The sequence below is a fragment of the Cohnella baijiui genome, assembly GCF_020731285.1.
In the GTDB taxonomy this organism is placed as follows: Bacteria; Bacillota; Bacilli; order Paenibacillales; family Paenibacillaceae; genus Cohnella.
The window spans coordinates 1-22102 of the sequence record NZ_JAJFOW010000065.1 but is presented as its reverse complement, the minus strand read 5'-3'; the positions used below and the strand labels follow the sequence as shown (position 1 = coordinate 22102).

Sequence of the window (22102 nt, the reverse complement as noted above, 5' to 3'; positions counted from 1 at the left end):
CGCGCCCCGATGCGCGCGCCGGATCGGGCCGCCGCCCCCGCGCCGGCCCCGGCCCGCGCATCCAAGCGGGGCGCGCCGCGCCAGCCGGACCGGACGCAAGCGGGCTTGCAGGCAGCGCAGTCGCCGTCCCATGCCGTGGCCCGGCACATCGATCCGCACGATTTTGGAGCGCTGCGACCGACGCGGGAGGGCTTTATCCGCATGCGCGGACGCACCGACAAGGGGCGCCAGTGGTACCAGGAGATCGACCTGGAGATGGCCGTGACGCTCGTTCGGGAACGCGCCGCCATCGTCGTCAACCGCCATACGATCCGGAGATTGTACAGCAACAAGGATTTCCGCAGCATGATTCTGACGCGCGACCGGTACACCTGCTACTTTTGCGGAGAGTACGGCGACACGATCGACCATCTGCTCCCGCGTTCCAAGGGCGGGCATACGACGCCAGACAATTGCGTCTGCGCCTGCCATCTGTGCAATCAGACGAAGGCCAACCGGGACCTGGACGAATTCATGAGCGCCGGCATCCCGGAGCGCGTCCCGACGACGTCTATTCAGGAGGGCTGACGCGACGGTTCAAAGTCAAAGGACCTTGCCATCAAATGCGGCAAGGTCCTTTTTCATGAGCAGATGGGCTAATGTTCTCATGGATCGATCGGGCGGCGGGCGATGACGTGCAAGAGTAAGTGGTTCCTCAGCAGCGTGCCGCCCGATAAGCGGTCAAACCGCAGAACGCTTCGGGGCGGCGTCGTTAGGCTCCAGCAGGCGTCCCGCGATGAGCGCCTCGAGCGCGTCGATGTTCGAAAGCTGGGTTTGGTCCGAAAGCGCCTGCAGGTCCGCCGCCATCGCGGCATCGCTATTGCGCAGCAGGTGGCCGTTCCGCAGGAACATGCCTTGGATGCCGCCTCCGACAATGTAATACGTATCCGAAGACGCATCTAGCTGCGGATTCAGACAGAGTGCATAGGATTCGCCAGACTGCAGCAGAGCCGGATCGCCTAGCTGTCCGGGCTGAATGACCCGGATATGAAAGATCGAGGTCCCCTTGAGACGATCCCGCACCTCGACGGTGGAGATGACGGCTCGCCCGTCCTGACGACTGGCCTGTGCGATGACCGTGCCGGTTACGATCAGGCTTGAGGCGTCGACGAGTTGCTTCAACGAAGCCTGGCCGTCGGCGTAACTGACAGACTCGGCGGGAGGCTGCTGCGGATGCAGGCTCGTATCGGAAGGTGCAGCCGGACGGGCCGGATCCGGAGAGTGAGCCGACTGAACGGCGGAGATCAGGGCGAATTGCGGGTTCATGGCGCCGAGCAGGAGCGAACCCGCCAGCGTCATCGTGCCGATGAGGAAGGCGAACGTCTTGAGTCTCATAGGGATCACCTGGGCTCTGGGATTATACTTGTAAGACGGTTTCGCGGGGGCAAATGTTTCGTCGCCGGCCCTCTTTCCAAGAACCAATTGTTGGAGAAGAGTGTAGGATGCTTTACGACTCGGAAAAACCGCACAACTCCCCCGCAAAGTTACTCCGACCGGCTGAGTTACTCGGAAAAACCGCACAACTCCCCTGCAAAGTTACCCCGACCGGCTGAGTTGCTCGGAAAAACCGCACAATTCCCCCGCAAAGTTACCTCGACCGGCAGAGTTACTCGGAAAAACCGCACAATTCCCCCGCAAAGTTACTCCGACCGGTTGAGTTACTCGGAAAAACCGCACAACTCCCCCGCAAAGTTACCTCGACCGGCAGAGTTACTAGGAAAAACCGCACAATTCCCCCGCAAAGTTACTCCAACCGGCTGAGTTACTCGGAAAAACCGCACAACTCCCCCGCAAAGTTACCTCGACCGGCAGAGTTACTCGGAAAAACCGCACAATTCCCCCGCAAAGTTACCCCGACCGGCAGAGTTACTCGGAAAAACCGCACAATTCCCCCGCAAAGTTACTCCGACCGGTTGAGTTACTCGGAAAAACCGCACAATTCCCCCGCAAAGTTACCCCGACCGGCTGAGTTACTCGGAAAAACCGCACAACTTTCACACTAGGGAGCTACCGCCTCACGAAACGCTCGCTTTCGAAGACGGGAATCCCCCAATTCTCCCTTACGTCCGGTGATCCTCATAGAACAGTGAAGTCCGCATGAAGCGGACGATGTCCGCCGTGTCCGCGAAGTTGGCGCAGGCGAGCATGAGCTTCATGAGCGCCGCATCGGCGGACATGCCTTCGATCGGGATGCCGCCCGCTTGGGTCAAGCTGGAAGAGGAGGCATAGACGTCCCCGCCAGGATCGCGCGTCGGTACGAGGAATACGTCCACGCCGTGGGCCCGGCTGTCGGCGATGAAGCGCGCGAGAGATCGGCCTTCCGCCTCTCGCGTGCACGCGGTGCCGGAGTGGTACAGGTCATGCAGCACGGCGCGCGGCGCGCGGCTCGAGAAGTCGAAGACGCGGTAGTCGATGCCCGGGTACGGCTTGATATACAGCACCTGCGGCATTTCGTCACCGGCGGCCCAGGGCGCCGGAGCCGGCACCCGTGCGAGGAGCGTGTCCGGGGACGGATTGAGCGGATGTTCGTTCCAGACGAAGCGGCCGTCCTTCATCCATCCGAAAGGCGCGTCGTACGTGCAGTCGAATTGGTCGGTGAACGGCAAGGCCTGCGTGATGCGCGTGCCGAGGAAGACGACCGACTCTCCGCGATCGTTGCCGAACAGCGTGAAAATGCCGGGAAGCGGCCGGTCGAGCAGGAAGTCCACCGAGGCGGCGAAGTTGCGCAGCCCGTTGCTGCGGGCGTCGTCCAGCGGGTAGTTGCTGGCGGTAATCACGACGGGCACCCGCGTATCGCAGAGGAGGTACGAAAGCATGGCGGAGCTGTAGGCCAGCGTGTCGGAGCCGTGCGTCACGATGACGCCGGCGTACGATTCGGGGCTCGCCGCGCGAATCTCCGCCGTCAACTGCGCCCAGTCCTCTGGGATCAAGTTCTCGCTCAAAAGGTTGTACGGCTGGATCGCTTCGAAGGCGACCTCCCGCTTGCCGGCAGAGCCGGCATACTGCTCGATCAAAAAATAAGAGCCGGCCGCGTCGACGTCGATCCCCCGATCGCCTTTGCGGCTGCCGATCGTGCCACCGGTAAATACGACTAAAATCTTGTTCAAAAGACGTTTCCCTCCGTTTGCATCCGCTTGCGTATAACCCCATACTACTAGACAAGAGCTTTTTCGCCAAATGGAGGGACAAGCGGTGGAGCATTCGACGGAGATGAGCGGAGCGGTCATACAAGTGTGCCTGCTCGCCGGCAAAATCATGCTGGAGAACGGAGGAGAGACCTACCGGGTGGAGGACACGATGACGAGGATCGCGGCATCCTTCGGCATTCCGAACGCCCAGAGCTTCGTTACGCCGACCGGCATTCTCTTCGGGATCGAGGGGCCGGCGTCGGCCGCCCAGCTCGTGCGGATCTCGCAGCGCTCCACCGACCTCAGCAAAGTCGCCCTCGTGAACGAGATCTCCCGCCGCATCAGCCAGGGCGAGCTGACGGTGACGGAGGCGTACGGGCAGCTCGCGGCGGCGGGCAGAGCCAAGCCCGTCTATCCCCTCGTCTGGCAGGTGGCGGCCGCGGCGATCGCAAGCGGATGCTTCCTGCTCATGTTCCAAGGCCGGCTGGCCGACGTGCCCGCGGCCATGGTGGCCGGGGGGACGGGCTATTATGCAGGCGCCGCCGCGGGGCGGATGCTCTCGATCAAGTTTTTCGCGGAGCTGCTGGCGTCCTTCGTCGTCGGCCTGATCTCCTACCTGGCCGTACGCGGCGGCTTCGGCAGGGACCTGGATCTGATCATGATCGGATCGGTCATGCCGCTCGTTCCGGGCCTGCTCATCACGAACGCGGTCCGGGATCTGATGGCGGGGCATCTCGTATCCGGCATGTCGAAAGGCGCGGAAGCGCTCCTGGCGGCTTTCGCCATCGGCGCGGGCGTCGCACTCGTGCTGAGTCTCGATTAGGAAAGGAGCGCCCCATGGCGATTCGATATCTCGAGCAATTGCTCGCCAGCTTTATCGGCACGGCTGCGTTCGGCGTGCTATTTCAGGTGCCGCGCCGCACGCTTGTCCAGTGCGGGCTCGTCGGCACGGCCGGCTGGCTGTTGAACTTCGGGCTTCTGGGCCAATCCGTGGATGCGGCGATCGCAACGTGGGCGTCCGCCTTCCTCGTGGCGCTGCTCGCCCACGGAATGGCGATCCGCTTCAAAGTGCCGGTCACCGTCTTCATCGTGTCCGGCATCATCCCGCTCGTGCCGGGCGGCTTGGCCTACGACGCCATGCGCAAAATCGTGCAGAACGACTACGAGGCCGCGGTGCAGCTGGGCGCCAAAGCCTTCATGCTCTCCGGCGCCATCGCGATCGGACTCGTCTTTTCCGAGGTGGTCCTGCAAATCGCGAAGCGTGCGCGGCACGGCAGTGCGGCATAGGTAGCGCGGCTGCCGCAATTCGCAAAAGAGCGTAATTAAACTACCTACATCCGCGCTTGACGGACCAATTGAGCGAAAGAGCGTAATTAAACTACCCACATCCGCGCTTGACGGACCAATTGAGCGAAAGAGCGTAATTAAACTACCTACATCAGCGCTTGGCGGACCAATCGAGCAAAAGAGCGTAATTAAACTACCCACATTCGCGCTTGGCGTCCCGCCCGCCAAGCCCCACCATAGCGATCTACCTTCGCCCCCGCCGACTAAGCCGAGTGCGGCGGCTGCTCGCCGTCGACTCGGGCGGGCAAGCGGATTTCCACGCAGGTTCCCCGCCCGACTTCGCTCTCGAAGCGGATCGTGCCCTTGTGATTGGCCAAGATTTGCTGGGTGACCATCAGTCCGAGGCCGAAGCCGGCTTCCTTACTCGTATAGAACGGCTCGCCCAGACGGCCGAGCTCCTGCTCGGGGATGCCGCAGCCTTCGTCGCAGATGCGAATGACAACGCCGCCCCGTATCGGCTCACTGCCGATGTCGATCCGGAGCCGTCCGCCCTCCGGCATGGCTTCCATGCCGTTCTTCAGCACGTTCAGGAACACCTGCTTCAGCTGGTTCGGCTCGCAGTCGAGCTCCGGAAGACCTTTTTCGGCGGCCAGTTCAATGTGCACGTTGCTCAAGGCGGCGTGGGAGTCGAGCAGCGAGATCGTCTCCCGCATGATCCGCTCGACGTCCACGAGCTGGAAGTGCACCGCCTGCGGCTTCGAAAAGACAAGAAACTCGCTCACGATGAGGTTGATGCGGTCAAGCTCCGACAGCATCACCTCGAGCTGCTGCGCCGAGGAGCGGCCCGTCTGTCTTTGCAGCTGCACGAAGCCGCGCAGCGTCGTAAGCGGGTTGCGGATTTCGTGCGCGACACCGGCGGCGAGCTGGCCGACCATGGACAGCTTCTCCGAGCGCCGCAGCACTTCTTCGGTCTGCTTCCGCGACGTGATGTTGCGGGTGATGGTCGCGACGGCGACGATCGCGCCCTCCTCATTGCGGATGGTGGAGATCGTCATGCTTACGTCGATGGGCGTACCGTCTTTACGGTAGCGCACCGTCTCGTAGTCGGCCACCGCGCCGCCTTCCTTGATCGTCCGCAGCAGCCGGTCGAACGCTTGCCGATCCGCTTCCGGGATGTTGTTCAGCCGCCGGCCGATGATCTCCTCCGTGCGCCAGCCGTACATTTTTTCGAACGCGTTGTTCACCTGCATCAAGCGGCCTTCGAGGTCGGCGACGTGGATGGCGTCCGACGTTTGGTTGACGAACGACTCGAGGTACTGCTTGGTGCTGCGCAGCTCCTCCGCCGCGTCCTTCAGCCGGTCCGTGTACGAGTGGAGGCTGCTCGACATCTCGTTCACGTGCGTGGCGAGGATGCCCAACTCGTCATTACTGCGGATCGGCAGGCTCGTACCGAATCGTCCCGCGGCGACGTCGTTGACCTTGCGCAAAATCTGGCGGAGCGGCCGAATGAGGAAGCCCGCGAGGAAATAGCTGGCGAAAACGGTCGCAACGAGCAAGCAGAGGCCGATGATGCTGTGGAGGATCAGCTGGTGCATGAGCGTTCCGCGGATGGCGTCGCGGTTGAAGCTGACGCCGATGACGTACGTCTTGTCCGCATCGATCGGAATGAAGCTCTTGAGCAGCCGCTTGCCGCCGCGGTCGGCCGGCTCGGTGATGATGCTTCCCGCGGCGATCGCCCGATCGATGAGCGCTTTGTCGGCCGGGATGTCCCGATAGAGGTAGTGCCCGAACTTGATGTCGCGCACGTCCAGGTTGTAGACCGGCTTGCCCTGCTTGATTTTGATGATCGGATTGTTGCCGAAGAAATCGGGGTCGAAGCCGACGATCTCGAGGATATCGGGATTGTCCTTGAGCAGTTGGGAGATGATGCGATCGGTGCCGATCGACTTTTCGAAGTCCATGTACTCCTCGACGTGCACGAACGGATTGATCATGTAGTTGGTGGTGCCGTCGTAGTAGCTGCCCCACTTGTTGATTTTGGAAGGATCGGAGGTGGAGAAATTGATCGGACCGGTCCAGAAGTTCGGCAGCTTTTGGCCCTGAGGGATCGTGACCGGCTTCAGCGCGAACAGCTGCTGGAAGGCGGTATACCAGTAGTCCATCCCTTTGGAGCCGAGGCCGATCTCCTTCGGTTCGGAGGACTTTTGGACGACGATATCGCCATCGACCTTTTGCCACAACGTGATCCCGTCCACCTGCAGCTTGCGGCTGAGCGCGACCAGCTGCTCGTTGGTCACTTTATCGATATCGGGGTCGAGAAAGTCCTTGGCGGCGATGGCGACGGCCCGCAGCTTGGCTCCGATCTGTTCCTCCATGTACATCTTCGCCCGCCACGTCGAATACACCGAGGTGCCGACCTGCTTGGCGATGATCTCGGTTTGCTGCATGGCTTGCTGTTCCAGTCCCGACTTGGTAGAGAAGTAGGCGATCGATAGATTCAGGAGGAGGATGATGGCAACTAATATGGAGATGAAAAAGGATAATTTGGCCTTGATGGACAAGGGGGAGTGCCTCCTATAAAGACGATCTGGCTGTTCCTTATGAATTTGACATTTTTCGTGAGATTCCTGTTGGGCCGGGTGGCGTCTTCGACAGATTTTTATGGAAATCTCCCAAGCCGAAAAGGGCGAGACATGATGCATTTCACACAAAAATTAAAGCACTTAAACTTTTCTGTTGCAATTGCTTTGCCATGCGTTTATGATAACGCTATCAAGAACTTAGTCAGTCGTTCTCGCGAACGCCTTTCTTTTTCTCTTAAAAGTTAAAGCGATTTAACTTTAGTGCCGAGAGGAGCTTCGAAAAATGAGACGGAAGCGGATTGACAGGGAGACCCGGGCGTTCTATTGGTTCATCTCTCCATGGCTGATCGGGTTCGTCGTGCTCGCGCTGTTCCCGATTCTGGCGTCTCTGTATTACAGCTTCACGGACTACGACGTCGTGCACGCGCCGGTCTGGATCGGACTCGACAACTTCCGGGAGCTGTTCCGCGACGAGCTGTTCTGGACCTCGATCCGGGCGACGCTCAAGTACACGCTCATCAGCGTGCCGCTGACACTGCTGCTTTCCCTGGCGTTCGCCATGCTCATCAACCAGAAGGTGCCGTTCCAGGGCTTCTTCCGGACCGCGATCTACTTTCCGAGCATGATCTCCGGCGTCGCGATGTCGCTCCTCTGGTTTTGGGTGTTCAATCCCCAGGCCGGGCTGTTCAATCTGGTGCTGTCCTGGTTCGGCGTCGATCCGATTCCGTGGCTGCTGGACGCGAGGTACGCGATCTGGGCGCTCATCATCATGTCGTTCTGGGGAATGGGGGCGGGCATGCTGATCTTCCTGGCCGGCTTGCAGGGCGTGCCCCAGCATCTGCTCGAAGCCGCCAAGCTGGACGGAGCGGGCAGGTGGAAGACGTTCCGCAACGTCACCTTCCCGATGATCTCGCCCGTGTTTCTTTTTCAGCTCATCATCGGCATCATCGACTCGTTTCAAGTATTCACGCAGGCCTACACCATCACCCAAGGCGGTCCCAGCTACTCCACCTGGTTCTACGTCTACAATATCTACATCAACGCCTTTAAAAACTTCCGCTACGGCTACGCTTCCGCCATGGCTTGGATTCTGCTCGTGGCCGTCATGATCGTCACCTACGTCATCATGAAAACTTCGAACCGCTACGTGTACTACGAAGGGGGACAGAGCCGATGAATACCGCCGCCGCCCAAGTCCGGGAGCCCCGGACGACGAGCCGAAGACGCAAAATGCCGGCAGCCGGCCCCCTGATCGGATTCGTCGTGCTGCTGGCCGTGACGGTCGCCATGCTGGCGCCGCTGTGGTTCATGGTGTCGACGTCGCTCAAGACGACCAAGGAAATGCTCGCATTCCCGCCGACCTTCATCCCGGAGACGTTCGCCTGGTCGAACTTCAAGGAGCTGTTCACGAACAGCGACATCAAGTTCGGGCAGCAGTACGCCAACAGCCTGATCGTGGCCGTCTTCTCCGTCCTCGGCACGGTCATCTCCTCGTCGCTCGTCGCCTTCGGCTTCGCCCGGTACCGGGCCCGGGGGAGCGGCCTGCTGTTCCTGCTCATGCTGAGCACGATGATGCTGCCGTACCCGGCGATCATGATTCCGCAGTTTCTGCTGTTCACGAATATCGGGCTGCACGACTCGCTCCTGCCGCTCATTCTGCCGAACTTCTTCGGATCGGCGTATATCATTTTTCTGCTCAAGCAGTTTTTCTCCACGATGCCGAACGAGCTGTATGACGCCGGACGCATCGACGGGAGCAACGAGTTCCGGCTGTTCTGGAACCTGACGCTGCCGCTGGCGGGTCCCGCGCTCGCAACGGTTTCGATCTTCACCTTCATCTGGAGCTGGAACGACCTGTTGACCCCCGTGCTTTATCTCGATTCGCAGGAAAACTTCACGCTCCCGATCGGCATGGCCGCGATGATGTCGTCGAAGTTTCGGCTCGCGCCTTGGAACCTGCTGATGGCGGCCGCGCTGCTCTCCTCGCTGCCGATCATCACCCTGTTCGCGGTCGCCCAGCGGCGGTTCGTCGAAGGGATTGTCCTAACCGGCATCAAGTAAAAACCACATAGATCGATCAAAAGATCAGGAGGATGGGGTTATGAACAAGAAATGGTTGACCGCGGCCACGGGATTCGCCCTCGTGACCGTCGTAGCGGGAACGGCCTGTTCGAGCGGCAGCGGAGACGGCGGCAGCAAAACGGTGACGATCACGCACTATACGATCGACTCGCCCGACCGCACCTTCGTCGAGAAACTGATTCCGGATTTCGAAGCGAAGCATCCGAACATCAAGATCAAAGTGACCAAGGCGCCCTACGAGCAGTTCGACTCCAAGCTGCAGTCCGCCATCGCCGGCAAAAAGGCGCCCGACGTCACGTCCCACTGGGGCTACGGCGGCTTCATGGAGTACTACAACAAAGGCATGCTGATGGACCTCACGCAGCTGCTCCAGGACGACGGCTTCAGCGCCGGCGACTACAACATTCCCGAGAACGTCATGGACATCTACAAGGTGGACGGCAAGACGTACGGCATTCCGCTGAACAGCTACGTGACCGTCATGCTGTACAACAAGGACCTGTTCGACAAGGCCGGCCTCACCTATCCGCCTACGGATTACGAGGACAAAAGCTGGACCTTCGACAAAATGGTCGACTACGCGAAGAAGATGACCGTCCACTCCAACAACCTGGCCGAAGCGCAGTACGGCGTCGACTTCGGTTGGGGCGAACGGGATCAGCGCGTGCAGTATTTCGGCGCGGACGTCTACTCGGAGGATACCTGGACGAACGGCGGCAAGCCTTCGAAGGTTAATCTCGATCAGCCGGCCGTTATCGACGCCTACAAGAAAATATACGGGCTGATCCACGATCAGAAGGTGGCGCCCACGCCCGCGTTCAGCAAGTCGGTGTCCGGCCAGTTCGGCGATCCGTTCCTCTCCGGCAAGATCGGGATGTCGGTCGTCGGTTCGTGGAGCCTCGCGGCGTCGAGCGAATTCAACTTCAAGGTCGGCGTCGCGGCGGTGCCGCAAGGCCCGAACCCGAACGTGCGCAGCGTGCTGTACGTCGACCCGCTCTTCATTCTGAAGGACTCCAAGCATCCGAAGGAGGCGCTGGAGTGGATCAAGTACCTCATTACGACCGAGGTGCAGGAGAAGTCCATCGAGCTGTCGGGCGGCAATCCGCCGGTCAACCAGAAGGCGGCCGAGAAGTATTACGGCAGCTTCGAAGGCATCGAACCGGCGCAGATCAAGCAGGTGTACGACGGCGCCTACAAGTACGGCTTTGAATCGTATAACCATCTGATCGACAACTACTCGCAGATCAACGAGCTGTTCATCAACGAGCTCGGCCCGGTGGAAAACGGAGACAAGAAACCGGAAGAAGTGCTGCCGACGATCCAGGAGAAGCTGACCAAGCTGCTTGAACGCTTCCGTCAATCAAAATAGCGCCGCAAAGGCGGAGGGACGGCTTGCCGTCGCCTCCGCCGATATGCCTTTGTCAGCGCATCTTGGCTGTGATACGGTAATCGTATCCAAGGAAAATAACGAAACGGCAGGAGCGCTATCCCATGAAAGTAAGCATTTTTGACGTCGCCAAAAAGTCGGGTTTGTCGGTTGTCACCGTGTCGCGCGTGCTGAACAACTCCGCCTCGGTGCGCCCGAAAAACCGGGACAAGGTGCTGCAGGCGATGAAGGAGCTGGACTACCAGCCGAATGCGGCGGCGCGCAGCCTGGCGCGGGGCAGGACCGGCATCATCGGCCTGACGCTGTCGACGCTCCACGACTCCTTTCTCGACGCGATCGTCAAGGAAATCAACGACCGTTTGGCCGAACACGGCTACTTCCTCGCGCTCTCGGTGTCAACCGGCTTCGACGAGACGTTCCACCGGATGATGTTCCAGGAGGACCGGGTGGACGGCGTCGTGCTGCTGTCCCCGATCCGCGAGGACGAGTACGTGCTCGAGCTCAAGAAAAAGAAAATTCCGTTCGTCATGCTCGACAATCAGCAGCCCGGTCCTTCGGCCCCCTCCGTCATCGTCGACAACTTCAAGGGCGGCTACGACGCGACCAGGCATTTGATCGAGCTGGGACATGCGGAGATCGCGCATATTACCGGCGCGGAGGTGTACCTCAGCAGCCGGGAGCGAGAACGCGGCTTCCGGCAAGCGCTGTCCGAAGCGGGGCTCGAGCCTTTCGCCGTCGAGCGGGGCGAGTACGAGATTCCTTCGGGCTACGAGATCGCCTCCCGGTGGATCGACTCGGGGCGGCTGCCGACGGCCGTCTTCGCGTCCGACGACTACATCGCGCTCGGCGTCATGGACGCTTTCAAGAACGCGGGCATCCGGGTTCCGGGCGATGTCTCGGTGATCGGCTTTGACGACCAGATCCTCGCGTCGGCGTTCCGCCCGCAGCTTACGACCGTGCGCCAGCCGGCCGAGAAGATCGCGCGGGAGGGCGTGGAGCTTCTGCTCGGCTGGATCGGCGGGGCGCCCATGCGCAGCGTGACGCTCCAGCTCGAGCCGGAGCTGGTCGTCCGCGAGTCGACCGCGCCGCCGGCGAGCGCCCGGCATCAGGGATAGAGATCAGGCTTGGGAGTGGATACGATGAACTATTACTTGGGCGTAGACGCCGGCGGGAGCAAGACGTATACGCTCATCGCCGACGAGCGCGGCAACGTCGTGGGCAAAGGGGAGGGCGGCAACGGCAACCACCAGCTCGGCTACGAAACCGCGCGGCGCAGTATCGCCGAATCCGTCGAGATGGCGCTGGACGATGCGGGGCTCACGCCGGACCGGATCACCTATGCCTATTTCGGCTTGGCCGGCGCGGATCGGGAGCCGGATTACCGCATTCTTCGGCCGATGATCGCGGAGCTGGGCTTCCCGAACCACGACATCAACTGCGACACGATGATCGCCATGCGGGCGGGTACGAGCCGGCCGTACGGGGTCGTTCTCATCTGCGGCAGCGGCACGAACAGCGCGGGGCGCAATCGCGAAGGCGCGTTCTACCAGTGCGGCGGCTTCACCTATCTGTTCGGAGATTTCGGCGGAGGCGGCACGATCGTCGTCGAGGCGTTCCGCTCCGTCATCCGATCCTGGGACGGCCGGGAGCGCCCGACGCTGCTTACGGAATTGCTCCTGGCGGATCTCGGTTACGCGACGGTGCAGGAGATGTTCGACGACTACCTGGACAACGGCAAGTCGCCGCCGCTTCGTCACGCGAAGCTCGTGTTCGAAGCGGCGGTCCGGGGCGACGCCGTCGCGCAGGACATTTTGCGCTTCCAGGGCCAGGAGCTCGGCAAGTCCGCCGTCGCCGTCATTCGCCGGCTCGGTATGGAGGCGGAGACGTTCGACGTCGTGCTGGCGGGCAGCATCGTAACCCGGGGCAAGGGCGACTTCGTCCACGCCGAGATCCGCCAAGCCGTGGCGTCCGTCGCGCCGGGCGCCTCCGTCGTGAAGCTGGAGGTGGAACCGGTCGTCGGCGCGCTCTGGATGGCATTCGAGGCGGACGGCTCGCCGCTGCCTCCGGACGTATACGAGCGTTTGCGCGGCATATCGGACTTTCAGTCGCTGGCGGTTTCGCGCTGACCCTTTTTATTCTATAGACAGGAAGTGACTGACCATGGCAAGCGGATTGAAGATTGCCGTCATCGGCGGCGGCTCCTCCTACACGCCGGAGATCGTCGAAGGCTTCATTCAAAAATACGACCAACTGCCGGTAAGGGAACTGTGGCTCGTCGATATCGAGGCGGGACGCCGGAAGCTCGAGATCGTCGGCGCCTTGACGAAGCGCATGGTCGCCCGGTCGGGGCTGCCGATCGAGGTGCATCTGACGCTCGACCGACGTCGCGCGATCGAGGGGGCGGACTTCGTTTCCACGCAGATGCGCGTTGGCTTGCTGGAGGCGCGGAAGTGGGATGAACACATCCCGAACCAGTACGGCGTCATCGGACAGGAGACGACCGGGCCGGGCGGCATGATGAAGGCGCTGCGCACGATTCCGGTGCTGCTCGACATTTGCCGCGACATCGAGGAGCTCGCGCCGAACGCCTGGCTGCTCAACTTCACCAATCCCGCGGGCATGGTGACCGAAGCGATCCGCCGTTATACGAAGGTCCGCAGCATTGGGCTCTGCAACGCGCCGATCGGGCTGCAAAAGTGGCTGAGCGACAAATACGAGACGCCGGCTTCGCATATCTACACGGAGTTCGTCGGGCTGAACCACTTGCACTGGGTGACCCGCGTGGAGGTGAACGGCGACGACAAGCTGCCGGAGCTGCTGGACAAACGCGAGGAGTATTCCGGCAAAAACGTGCCCGCCACCGAATGGGATGCCGATTTCCTGCGCTCGTTCGGGGGACTGCCCTCTTATTATTTGAAGTATTTCTACATGACGGACGCGATGCTGCAGGAGCAGCTGGAATCGTTGAAGGCGGGGGGCACGCGCGCGGAAGTCGTCAAGAAGGTCGAAGACGAGCTGTTCGAGCTGTACAAGGACCCGGATCTGAAGGAGAAGCCGAAGCAGCTGGAGAAGCGCGGCGGCGCCTACTACTCCGAGGCGGCCGTTAACCTGATGGAGTCGCTGCACGGCGACAAGCGCGATATCCAGACGCTGAACGTGCCGAACGGCGGAACGCTCGACTTTTTGCCGGCGGATGCCTGCATCGAAGTGAACTGCGTCGTCACCGGCCAGGGCCCGCTGCCGCTCCCGGTCACCAAAGTGCCGGAGCAGGCCAAGGGGCTGATCCACGCGGTGAAAACGTACGAGCGGCTCGCCATCCGCGCGGCGGTCGAGGGCGACCGCGACCTCGCCCTGCAAGCGATGGCCGCGCACCCGCTCGTTCCCTCGGTCGGCGTCGCCAAGCGGCTGCTCGCCGACATGCTGGAGAAGAATAGGCCGTATCTGCCCGCCTTTTTCCGGGCGTAGGGCGGATATTATAGCCGAGCATATGCAGTCCCCGATCGCCTTGCGCGGTCGGGGCTTTTTGGTTGGGGCGGGATGCGCGGGAGGGTGGTGGCAGTGGGGCGGGGGAATAGGGAACATTTTGTTACCTATTTCGGCGGAGTGGCGGGAGTGCGGGGGAATAAGGAACATTTTGTTACCTATTTCGGCGGAGTGGCGGAGTGCGGGGGAATAAGGAACATTTTGTTACCTATTTCGACGGAGTAGCGGGGGTGCGGTGAAATAAGGAACATTTCGTTACCTATTTCGGCGGAGTGAGGGAGATGCGGGGGAATAAGGAACATTTTGTTACCTATTTCGGCGGAGTGGCCGGAGTGCGGGGGAATAGGGATCATTTTGTTCCCTATTCGTATGCGGTGACAGCCCCCTACTGGGTATGCAGCAGGTCGGCTCCCGCTATGTATCACTTTGACTCGAAGGGCGCAACGTTCCAAGTACGGCTGCTCGCCGAACGGTTGACTTTTGGATTTAGTGTAACTAAAATAGTTACAGAATAGAGAAAGAATCGAAAAACGTACTGGGAGGAAGCATTTATGAAAATCGGCATTATCGGCGCAACAGGCAAAGCGGGACGCAACATCTTGAAGGAGGCGCTGATTCGCGGCCACGACGTGACGGCGATCGTGCGCAACGCCTCCAAACTGACGGAAAATGTTCCAGTATTGGAGAAAGACGCGCTGGCGCTGACGGACGCGGACCTGACGCCGTTCGACGTCGTCGTGAACGCCTTCGGCAGCCTCGACAACGTCTCGCTGCACGTCGAGCTCGGCAACCGGCTGACCGAAGCGCTGCAGGGCTCGGACACGCGCCTCATCGTGGTCGGAGGGGCGGGCAGCCTGTTCGTCGGTCCGGACAAAAAGGTGCGCGTCGTCGACACACCGGATTTCCCGGACTTCATCAAGCCGCTGGCCAACGCCCAAGGCGAGAACCTCCGCATGCTGCAAGGCACCGCCGGTCTCAAATGGACGTTCGTCAGCCCGTCCGCGGAGTTTGCGCTGGGTCAGCGGACGGGCGCCTATCAGAGCGGACAGGACCATCTGCTCGTCAACTCGCAGGGCCGCAGCTACGTGAGCTACGAAGACTATGCCATTGCCGTCCTCGACGAAATCGAGCAGCCGAAGCACATCGGCGAGCGTTTCACCGTCGTTTCGGAGGGCTGAGCGGTCGATGGCGGGAGGGGGGGGGGGGGGCGGCGCGCGCAAGGCGGCTTCCCCCGGCTGCTCGCCGCTTATGAAGTCGAGATAATCGATTTTATCGACGATCTCCCGTCGCTTCGCCGCTTTTGAAGCTGAGATAATCGATTTTATCGATTACCTCCCGGCGTTTCGCCGCCTTGAAGCCGAGATAATCGATTTTATCGATTAACTCCCGTCGCTTAGCAGCTTTTGAAGCCGAGATAATCGATTTTATCGATTAACTCCCGTCGCTTAGCAGCTTTTGAAGCCGAGATAATCGATTTTATCGACGATCTCCCGTCGTTTCGCGGCTTTTGGGCTGAGATAATCGATTTTATCGATTAACTCCCGTCGCTTAGTAGCTTTTGAAGCTGAGATAGTCGATTTTATCGATTAACTCCCACCGCTTCGCCGCTTTTGAGCTGAGATCGTCGATTTGATCGACGACCACGTTTGCGTTCACACCGCTCCCACCCCCTTGACCGTCGGTCAAGGGGGTTAGTCTTTTCCCGGGCGAAAAAAGATAGTCCCGACGCCGCGTCGGGGAAAGTGATAGAGCCAAAACCGCGGGGCGCCTAAGCGCCGTCCTTATGCGCCAACGCCTTGCCCGGAGCCGGGAGGGACGCCGTCGGATGTCGGGCCGGAGCCTGCCAGCTTGCAGGGGCGGCGTCTATGGTGAGATACAGGAGACGTATCCGCGGCTGCGGACGGCAAGGCGACTGCGCGATGCCTGAACCTGGGTCACTCTGTCTTTAAACCTGCGGCCCCGCCTCGAAACGCCTCGGGGGAAAAAGGAAGTTTTTTTAACCAAGGCCGAGCGCCGCCGTCGTGATCCGGTCCAGTTGCGCCCGCAGCGGCGGCTCCTCGCGAAGCGACGACGGGTCGAGAAAATCGGTGTAGACACCGTTCACGCCGAGCTGCCGATAGCGCTCGCAGGCGAAGGCGTCATTGATGGTATGCGCGTAGACGCGGGCGCCGGCCTGCCCGAGCCGCTCCACGAAAGCGGACGAAGCGCGCTCTCCCGGCATCGTGACGGCGCCGATTTTGGGGTGGCGCCGGACATACTCGACCACCTCGTCGTCCGACAGCTGCGAGGCGTACAGCGTGAGGATGTAGCTCGGAAACGGGTAGATCGCCTCGACCTGCGCATACATCTCGAGGTCGTAGAGCTGCGGGATGATGCGCGCGAGCACCTCTTTCCCGACTTCTCCGCCTTTCTCCGCGATCATGCCGAATTGCCGGGCGACGACGGCCGGATCGGTTGATTTGGTATCGGTGATCAAGTATGCGTCCGGATGCTTCTTCAGCAGCGCGAGCAGATCGTCCAGGTCCATCGGACGATAGGCGCCGTGAATCGGCAGCGACTTAAACGCACGAAGCGAGAGCGGCGCGTCGTCCTTCGCAGGATCCGGAACGTCAGGCGCGTTTTGCTCCAGCTTCCGGTTGAAAAAAGCGCCCCACTCGTGCCGGGCGACGAGCGCGCCATCCGAGGTGAGCAGGAGGTCCGCCTCGAACAGGCGGAAGCCCCGAGCGTAGTTGGCGGTAAAAGCCTCATAGGCATTCGTATAGTCGTAACCGTCGATGCCCCCGAGCGCGTGGGCGACGAGTCGCTCGTCCGTCCAAGCGGGCGGGGCGTGCGCAGGCGAAGCCGAACCGACGACAGAGGCCGAGATCGCCAGGCCGAGCAGCCAAAGAAGAGAGGACATGGGACTGCCTCCTTTGCCGAAAGGATAAGAGACGATTTCCTTCTCCCTTACCCGGCGGCCGCTTCCCGCCAAACGACCAACAAGCAGTCCGAACCCGGGCTGCGCATATGGAAAACATTCGTAGAATCTAGCTTCGCTGACAGCGTCTGTCAGTGGGAATGGCTTATCATCCAAATAGAAAACAAGAATGCCGAAGGAGGAAAATCAATGTCGTCTTTCAAAGTGGAGCATATCAATCCGGAGGGTTTATTCGTATCAAAAGCATTTACGCAAGCGATCACCGTAAGCGGAAAGGCTAAAACCATATATATTGGCGGACAGAACGCGGTTAATTCGGCGGGCGAACTGGTCGGGGCCGGCGATTTGGAATTGCAGACCAAGCAGGCGCTGCAAAATATTGCCACGATTCTGGCTTCCGAAAATGCAAGTTTCGCCGATCTGGTTAAACTCAATATCTATTTGGTTAGCGGAAGCGATCCGCGAATCGGTTACAAAGCATTCCAAGAGATGGCGGGGGTATTGGAGCGACCGCCTTTGGTCACCGTTCTGTTTGTTTCGGAATTCGCGCGTCCCTCTTGTCTTCTCGAGATCGACGGAATAGCAGTCGTTGAAGATAAGGACTAAATGGGTATCCGACACTGATGACCCTATGAAATGCGCTCGAAGGGCCTTCCCGCGGCAGCAATGCGATAGGAAGGCCCTTCGAGCGCGAAAACTTTGGTGCTGTTTCATGAACCATCATCAGTCATGGACTTCGCATCACCGCAAACGAAAGGCAGCATACGTCGAGGGCTGCAGCCGTACTTCGTACACGGCGTCGCCGTCCCGCTCGCGGTCGGCCAGCTTCGTCGCACGGGCGGCGACCGTGAGGCCGGTCAGCTCGCGGCCGCGCGGCAGGCAGATGCGCCATTTTTGCGGTCGGGGCGCGAAATTTTCCAGCACGAAGACGTCGTTGTCATAAGCGAACCATCCGGCGCTCGCAGGCCCCTCGATCCGATAGCCCAGCGTTCGCGGCGTGAACAGCGCGCGCAGCGCGGTAACGACGGACTCCGGCAGCTTCCACAGCTCCGCGTAATGGTCGGGAATGACGAGCGTGTGGATTTTGCCTTTGCCGTAGTTGTCGTACATGAGAATCGGAATGTTGTTGTGCCCGCTAAGCGCGACGATCGATTGCCAGGTGCCGTTGGTGCTGTAGTCGAAGATCGGATAAGACAGCGGCGCTTCGGACAGCGTAAACTCGTCGAAGGTGCAGCTGTTCGTGTTCAGCGCGAACTGCTGCACGCTCATCCGCTTGCCGGTCGGACGCATCGTGGTGAAGTCCTCGACGCCGCGGCCCGTCATCCGCTCCACAAAGCCGGACGTCATGACGATGTGACCGCCCGCACGAAGAAAATCTTTCATTTTCGCGAGAATATCGGGATCCCGGGTCGCGTTCTGCGTGATCAGCAGCGGATCCGCGGGATCGGCCGGAAAATGCGGCGTCGGCTCCATCGGAATGCCGAGCATGCCGAGGTAGTCGTACAGATGGTCCTCTCCCTTCGCGTGGTGCGGCTCGTAGACGGTTATGCCGCGCGGGCCGCCCAGCTCGCCGGCCAGACGGTCCAACTTGTCCAGCCGGAAGCCCAGCGCCGGGATGTAATAGCTGTCGCGAAGCAGCGAGTAGCAGAACAGCGTCAGCTCCTTGGCCCGCCCGAAGACGGTCAGGTAGGCCTGCTCCAGATAATAGTCGACGTACGTGCAGTCGAGGTTGTCGAACCAGCCGCCGCCGTTGCGTCCAGGGGCGAGGTTGTCCATCCAGCGCAACAGCGAGTACGATGCGTAACGCGGAATATGCTGCTGGCTGATTGCCGGGTCGCGCGTCTCCGTACCGGTGTAGAGGCCGTCGAACAGATTGGGCTGCGTCTCCGTGTTGTAGCCCGAGGCTTGATAGGCTTCGTTCCAGTTCGGATATTTGATGATCATGCGCGAATTCGGATTGACGGCGCGGGCCGGCTTCCGGATGAGATTTTCCGAGACGTCCGTCATCAGCTCCAGGCGGAATTCCTCCCAGCTGCGCTCGCCCTTGCGCGCGAGGCAGTCGTCGCAGCCGCAGTTCGTGAAGAAAAAGTCGTCGAAAATGACCTCGTCGAACACGGCGGCCGCATTCTCGACCGCTTCGCGGAATTTCACTCTCGAAGCTTCGTCGGTATAGCAGATGCCTCCGAACAGCCGCTCGAAACCGGGCCGGTAGGAAGCGCCCAACGTTGGCGTAATGCCGCCAGCAACCTCGATGCCGCGCCCCTCGAAAAACGCCTTCAGCTCCCGCAGCCGCTCCCGGCTCAGGCTCTTGTCTCCCCGATGGTTCTCCACGTATACTTTCGACAGCTTCAGATGGCGCTGGAAAAAGTCCACGTCCTTGGCGATCTCCTCGAAGCCCTTGTCCAGACAACCGGCCGTACAGTAAATCGCCAGCTTGAACTGTTCGTACCCCATCGCGTTCTTCGTCATGCGCTTCCCTCCATCCGGTCTATTTACGACTGATTATAGGTGCTATACTGGGAAGGAAGTTATGCGCTTTCAACCAAAACTATCAAAATTGCAACTTGAACGGGACTGCGATAACGGAGTTGAAGGAGGCGGGCCGATGTCCGTGCTGCAATTCGACGCGCTGCCGCTGCCGCACTTCATCCATTGCGGGTACAGCCTCGCTGGCGCCGGCCGCAAGCATCCCGAGCGGACGGCCGTCGGGGAGTTCGACCTGATCGTCGTCAAGCAGGGATGTCTGTACGTGGGCGAGGAGGACCGTCGCTACGAGGTGGCCGAAGGGCATGCGCTCATCCTCCGGCCGGATCTGCACCACTACCCGACGGCGGGGACGCGCGAGACGACGGCGTCGTACTGGCTGCACTTTCACACGGCGGGCGAATGGCGCGCGGAAACGGGCGGCGAAGCGGATGTCGTGCGCGCCGAACGGCTTGCTCGCGGAGAGGAAGCGCAACCGGACGCGCGGGCGGAGCAGGAAGATCGGAGGGCGGAAAGGCCGACGGCCGACGGAGAAGCCGCGTCCGCACCCACGTTCCGGATGACGTCGTTCGGCATCCGGCTGCCGCAGTTTACCCGGCTGGCCGAGCCGGCCCATATGTACGAAGCGCTCCGGCAGCTGACCGCGCTGGAGTCAGTCTCGCATCTGGATGCGGTCCGGTGGAAGCAGCAGCGGATCTTCCAGGATGTGCTCGGCCTGCTCGCGGAGTCGCTCGAGGCGCAGCGGCCGAAGCCGGGCGAGGAGGTGGCGGACCGCGCGGCCTCGTTTCTGCGGCTGAACTACCGGGAGCCGGTGACGGCGGCGGAGATCGGCCAGGCGCTCAGCTTCCACCCGGTATACGTCGCGCGCTGCATGCGGCAGCGGTTCGGCTGCTCTCCGATGGAGTACCTGCTGCGCTACCGGCTGGAGCAGGCCAAGCGGCTGCTGCTGCAGACCGACCTGCCGGTTCACCGCGTGGCGCGCGAGACCGGGTTTCAGCAGGCGGCGTATTTCACCTCGTGCTTTCGCAAGTTCGAGGGGCTGACGCCTCGGGCGTACCGGATGATTTTCCATCGGAAAGGTTGATTCGCGCTTTGACAAGCCGAGCGGCCTATCGGTACACTCGGTAGTGACGGTAAACGAGACGAATCCAACGGGGAGCAGGAGCGCGCGATGAAATTTGCCATTCAACATTTGTCCTTCTTCGTGATCCAGACCGAAGGCGGGCAGGAGAAAGACACGACGAGACGGTACAAGCACTACAAGACGATGGACCACTACGACTATGAGGACAGCGAACTTAAGTCGTTCCTCGACGGGGAGTTCGCCCGGATCGGCAAGCGCAAGGCCGACGTGCACGCGGACTCGGAGAACGCGCCGACGAAGATCGGACGATTTCTCGTGGAGCCGGGACAGGAGCTCGAGAGCAATCCGAACTACAATCTGTTCCAGCGCCTCCGCGCGGCGGGGACGAAGGAGCAGTTCCACTACGCCTGCGACGATCTGCTGCGGGCTTATATGGACACGAGCGCGGTACGGGGCGGAGCGTTCATCGTCGCGCTCGCCAAAATCAACGAGCTGTTCGACGATCCTTTCGTCTTCGTGCTGAAGTGCGACTTCGAATCGAAGATCGCGCGCATATCGGACGAGAAAAGCCTGATATCCAAGGTCGACATGGCGATCAGCGCCCGCAACATCAAGTCCATCCTGTATCCGCACATGCCGGAGGAAGGCATGCTCGAGCCCTGGGAGCTCAAGATTCACCAGGCTTCGCATGCGCGGTATTTCGAAGACTTCCTCAAGTACGTAACCTACGAGAAATCCAAGCCCGAGATTTTGAACGACCAGGTCATCGGGCTCGTGCAGGAATACATGGAGCGCAAATGGCAGGAGCCGAATGCGGGCGCCGTCCTGGCGGCCGCGCCGGCTCCGCAGGGGATGGGCGTCCCCGGCGCCGACGGGGGCGCGTATGACGAGGCGGGATACGGCGAAGAAGGCGCGGGCGCGGCGGGCGGCTATGGAGACGTCCCCGCGCGGCTGCAGTCGGCTTACGACGTCTACGACGACGAGGAAGGCGAGCCGCCGGCCTACGAAACGGCGCGTCCGGCCCGGGAGAACGGTTCGGGCGCGGGCGGAGGCAACGGGTACAGCCCGTACAGCGGCGGCCATCCCGGTTACGCGCAGGAGGTTCGGCAGCTCGAGGTGTGGGCGGCCGGCGACAAGCGCCAGCTTCAGGAGAAATGGACGCACGAGGACGTTATGGAGGCGACGATGCGTCTGATGGAGCATCAGCCGGACCTCGATCTGAAGTTCAAGATCGACGACGTCGCCGTCCGCGGCAAAATGTCGGACTACGGCGACCGCGTCCATTTCGCCCGGATGAACGGTCGCTACGTCGTCCTGATCGAGGGAGACGCATTCCAGTTCGAGAAGGGGATGTCCCCGATCGAACTGCTGCACCCCGAGGACATCGAGCAAGTGCTCGCGCGCCTGCGCCATCGCACCGCTGGGCACTGAGCGGGGGCAAGGCAAGGAGTAATGCGGTTATAAAGTGAAGGCAAAAACAGCGATATCGCTTTTTAGCCGACTTGTAAGGGTTGTGAATAAGGTGCGGTGGGTGCGATGGGTGTGCGATTTCATTTTATTGGTTGCCGTAGCGTTTATTACTGGATAGAGTTGCATTTAAAAATTTTAACGGTTCTGAGAGACGTTATT

The 22102-nt window shown here is 60.9% G+C and carries 18 protein-coding genes; 13 read left to right on the top strand and 5 right to left on the bottom strand.

Translation table 11 applies throughout. The annotated features are described in order from the left end of the window. Positions 1-567 (top strand): HNH endonuclease (locus tag LKX83_RS30675; RefSeq protein WP_227886874.1); only part of this gene is annotated, 567 nt, incomplete at its 5' end. 153 nt (positions 568-720) lie between these two features. Here LKX83_RS30675 and LKX83_RS30670 read toward each other — a convergent pair. Continuing rightward, positions 721-1374 (bottom strand): hypothetical protein, encoded by a 654-nt coding sequence (locus LKX83_RS30670; RefSeq protein ID WP_227886872.1) that lies wholly within the window; start codon positions 1372-1374, stop codon positions 721-723. Positions 1375-2099: 725 nt separating this feature from the next. Further along, positions 2100-3146, bottom strand: a complete 1047-nt coding sequence (locus tag LKX83_RS30665) for an asparaginase (RefSeq protein WP_227886870.1) — start codon at positions 3144-3146, stop codon at positions 2100-2102. A gap of 70 nt (positions 3147-3216) precedes the next feature. On the opposite strand from LKX83_RS30665, the gene LKX83_RS30660 reads away from it, so the two are divergent. Both LKX83_RS30660 and LKX83_RS30655 read left to right on the top strand, forming a co-directional pair. After that, positions 3217-3990: a threonine/serine exporter family protein gene (locus LKX83_RS30660; RefSeq protein WP_370639158.1), complete on the top strand. Its 774-nt coding sequence runs from the start codon at positions 3217-3219 to the stop codon at positions 3988-3990. Positions 3991-4004: 14 nt separating this feature from the next. Further along, entirely contained in the window at positions 4005-4454 is a 450-nt protein-coding gene (locus tag LKX83_RS30655; RefSeq protein WP_227886868.1) for a threonine/serine exporter family protein, read from the top strand. A 263-nt stretch (positions 4455-4717) separates the two neighbouring features. Here the strand turns inward: LKX83_RS30655 and LKX83_RS30650 are convergent, their stop codons facing one another. Beyond that, complete coding sequence (locus LKX83_RS30650) at positions 4718-7015, bottom strand: PAS domain S-box protein (protein ID WP_227886866.1); 2298 nt, start codon at positions 7013-7015, stop codon at positions 4718-4720. Between the two features lie 304 nt (positions 7016-7319). Between LKX83_RS30650 and LKX83_RS30645 the strand changes: the two genes are divergently transcribed. The 7 genes from LKX83_RS30645 (at position 7320) to LKX83_RS30615 (ending at position 15166) form a co-directional block, all read left to right on the top strand. Next, positions 7320-8213, top strand: a complete 894-nt coding sequence (locus LKX83_RS30645) for a carbohydrate ABC transporter permease (protein ID WP_227886864.1) — start codon at positions 7320-7322, stop codon at positions 8211-8213. Continuing rightward, positions 8210-9097: a carbohydrate ABC transporter permease gene (locus LKX83_RS30640; RefSeq protein ID WP_227886862.1), complete on the top strand. Its 888-nt coding sequence runs from the start codon at positions 8210-8212 to the stop codon at positions 9095-9097. Before LKX83_RS30645 ends, LKX83_RS30640 begins: the two co-directional genes overlap by 4 nt. 40 nt (positions 9098-9137) lie before the next feature. Beyond that, a complete protein-coding gene (locus tag LKX83_RS30635) occupies positions 9138-10487 on the top strand; it encodes an ABC transporter substrate-binding protein (RefSeq protein WP_227886860.1) in 1350 nt (449 codons plus the stop codon). A 122-nt stretch (positions 10488-10609) separates the two neighbouring features. Next, complete coding sequence (locus tag LKX83_RS30630; RefSeq protein ID WP_227886858.1) at positions 10610-11620, top strand: LacI family DNA-binding transcriptional regulator; 1011 nt, start codon at positions 10610-10612, stop codon at positions 11618-11620. 24 nt (positions 11621-11644) lie between these two features. Then, positions 11645-12631, top strand: coding sequence for an N-acetylglucosamine kinase (locus LKX83_RS30625; protein ID WP_227886855.1), 987 nt, complete (start codon positions 11645-11647; stop codon positions 12629-12631). A gap of 34 nt (positions 12632-12665) precedes the next feature. Continuing rightward, positions 12666-13970: a 6-phospho-beta-glucosidase gene (locus LKX83_RS30620; RefSeq protein ID WP_227886853.1), complete on the top strand. Its 1305-nt coding sequence runs from the start codon at positions 12666-12668 to the stop codon at positions 13968-13970. A 569-nt stretch (positions 13971-14539) separates the two neighbouring features. Next, positions 14540-15166 (top strand): NAD(P)-dependent oxidoreductase, encoded by a 627-nt coding sequence (locus LKX83_RS30615; RefSeq protein ID WP_227886852.1) that lies wholly within the window; start codon positions 14540-14542, stop codon positions 15164-15166. Between the two features lie 818 nt (positions 15167-15984). On the opposite strand, the gene LKX83_RS30610 is transcribed toward LKX83_RS30615, so the two are convergent. Further along, entirely contained in the window at positions 15985-16887 is a 903-nt protein-coding gene (locus LKX83_RS30610) for a phosphatidylinositol-specific phospholipase C/glycerophosphodiester phosphodiesterase family protein (RefSeq protein ID WP_227886850.1), read from the bottom strand. A 207-nt stretch (positions 16888-17094) separates the two neighbouring features. Here LKX83_RS30610 and LKX83_RS30605 point away from each other — a divergent pair, with 207 nt between their 5' ends. Next, a complete protein-coding gene (locus tag LKX83_RS30605) occupies positions 17095-17511 on the top strand; it encodes a RidA family protein (RefSeq protein WP_227886848.1) in 417 nt (138 codons plus the stop codon). A 135-nt stretch (positions 17512-17646) separates the two neighbouring features. Here the strand turns inward: LKX83_RS30605 and LKX83_RS30600 are convergent, their stop codons facing one another. After that, complete coding sequence (locus LKX83_RS30600) at positions 17647-19374, bottom strand: permease (RefSeq protein WP_227886846.1); 1728 nt, start codon at positions 19372-19374, stop codon at positions 17647-17649. Between the two features lie 136 nt (positions 19375-19510). On the opposite strand from LKX83_RS30600, the gene LKX83_RS30595 reads away from it, so the two are divergent. Both LKX83_RS30595 and LKX83_RS30590 read left to right on the top strand, forming a co-directional pair. Further along, positions 19511-20473 (top strand): helix-turn-helix transcriptional regulator, encoded by a 963-nt coding sequence (locus LKX83_RS30595; RefSeq protein WP_227886844.1) that lies wholly within the window; start codon positions 19511-19513, stop codon positions 20471-20473. 87 nt (positions 20474-20560) lie between these two features. Continuing rightward, positions 20561-21904 carry a DUF3900 domain-containing protein gene (locus tag LKX83_RS30590; protein WP_227886842.1) on the top strand — a complete coding sequence of 448 codons (1344 nt, stop codon included), beginning with the start codon at positions 20561-20563 and terminating at the stop codon, positions 21902-21904. The last annotated feature ends 198 nt before the right edge of the window (positions 21905-22102 follow it).

Excerpts from the sequence above, each read along its gene's own strand:
- LKX83_RS30670 (WP_227886872.1), bottom strand. The coding sequence starts at position 1,374 with ATGAGACTCAAGACGTTCGCCTTCCTCATCGGCACGATGACGCTGGCG.
- LKX83_RS30660 (WP_370639158.1), top strand. The coding sequence starts at position 3,217 with ATGGAGGGACAAGCGGTGGAGCATTCGACGGAGATGAGCGGAGCGGTC.
- LKX83_RS30655 (WP_227886868.1), top strand. The coding sequence starts at position 4,005 with ATGGCGATTCGATATCTCGAGCAATTGCTCGCCAGCTTTATCGGCACG.
- LKX83_RS30645 (WP_227886864.1), top strand. The coding sequence starts at position 7,320 with ATGAGACGGAAGCGGATTGACAGGGAGACCCGGGCGTTCTATTGGTTC.
- LKX83_RS30640 (WP_227886862.1), top strand. The coding sequence starts at position 8,210 with ATGAATACCGCCGCCGCCCAAGTCCGGGAGCCCCGGACGACGAGCCGA.
- LKX83_RS30635 (WP_227886860.1), top strand. The coding sequence starts at position 9,138 with ATGAACAAGAAATGGTTGACCGCGGCCACGGGATTCGCCCTCGTGACC.
- LKX83_RS30630 (WP_227886858.1), top strand. The coding sequence starts at position 10,610 with ATGAAAGTAAGCATTTTTGACGTCGCCAAAAAGTCGGGTTTGTCGGTT.
- LKX83_RS30625 (WP_227886855.1), top strand. The coding sequence starts at position 11,645 with ATGAACTATTACTTGGGCGTAGACGCCGGCGGGAGCAAGACGTATACG.
- LKX83_RS30620 (WP_227886853.1), top strand. The coding sequence starts at position 12,666 with ATGGCAAGCGGATTGAAGATTGCCGTCATCGGCGGCGGCTCCTCCTAC.
- LKX83_RS30615 (WP_227886852.1), top strand. The coding sequence starts at position 14,540 with ATGAAAATCGGCATTATCGGCGCAACAGGCAAAGCGGGACGCAACATC.
- LKX83_RS30610 (WP_227886850.1), bottom strand. The coding sequence starts at position 16,887 with ATGTCCTCTCTTCTTTGGCTGCTCGGCCTGGCGATCTCGGCCTCTGTC.
- LKX83_RS30605 (WP_227886848.1), top strand. The coding sequence starts at position 17,095 with ATGTCGTCTTTCAAAGTGGAGCATATCAATCCGGAGGGTTTATTCGTA.
- LKX83_RS30600 (WP_227886846.1), bottom strand. The coding sequence starts at position 19,374 with ATGACGAAGAACGCGATGGGGTACGAACAGTTCAAGCTGGCGATTTAC.
- LKX83_RS30595 (WP_227886844.1), top strand. The coding sequence starts at position 19,511 with ATGTCCGTGCTGCAATTCGACGCGCTGCCGCTGCCGCACTTCATCCAT.
- LKX83_RS30590 (WP_227886842.1), top strand. The coding sequence starts at position 20,561 with ATGAAATTTGCCATTCAACATTTGTCCTTCTTCGTGATCCAGACCGAA.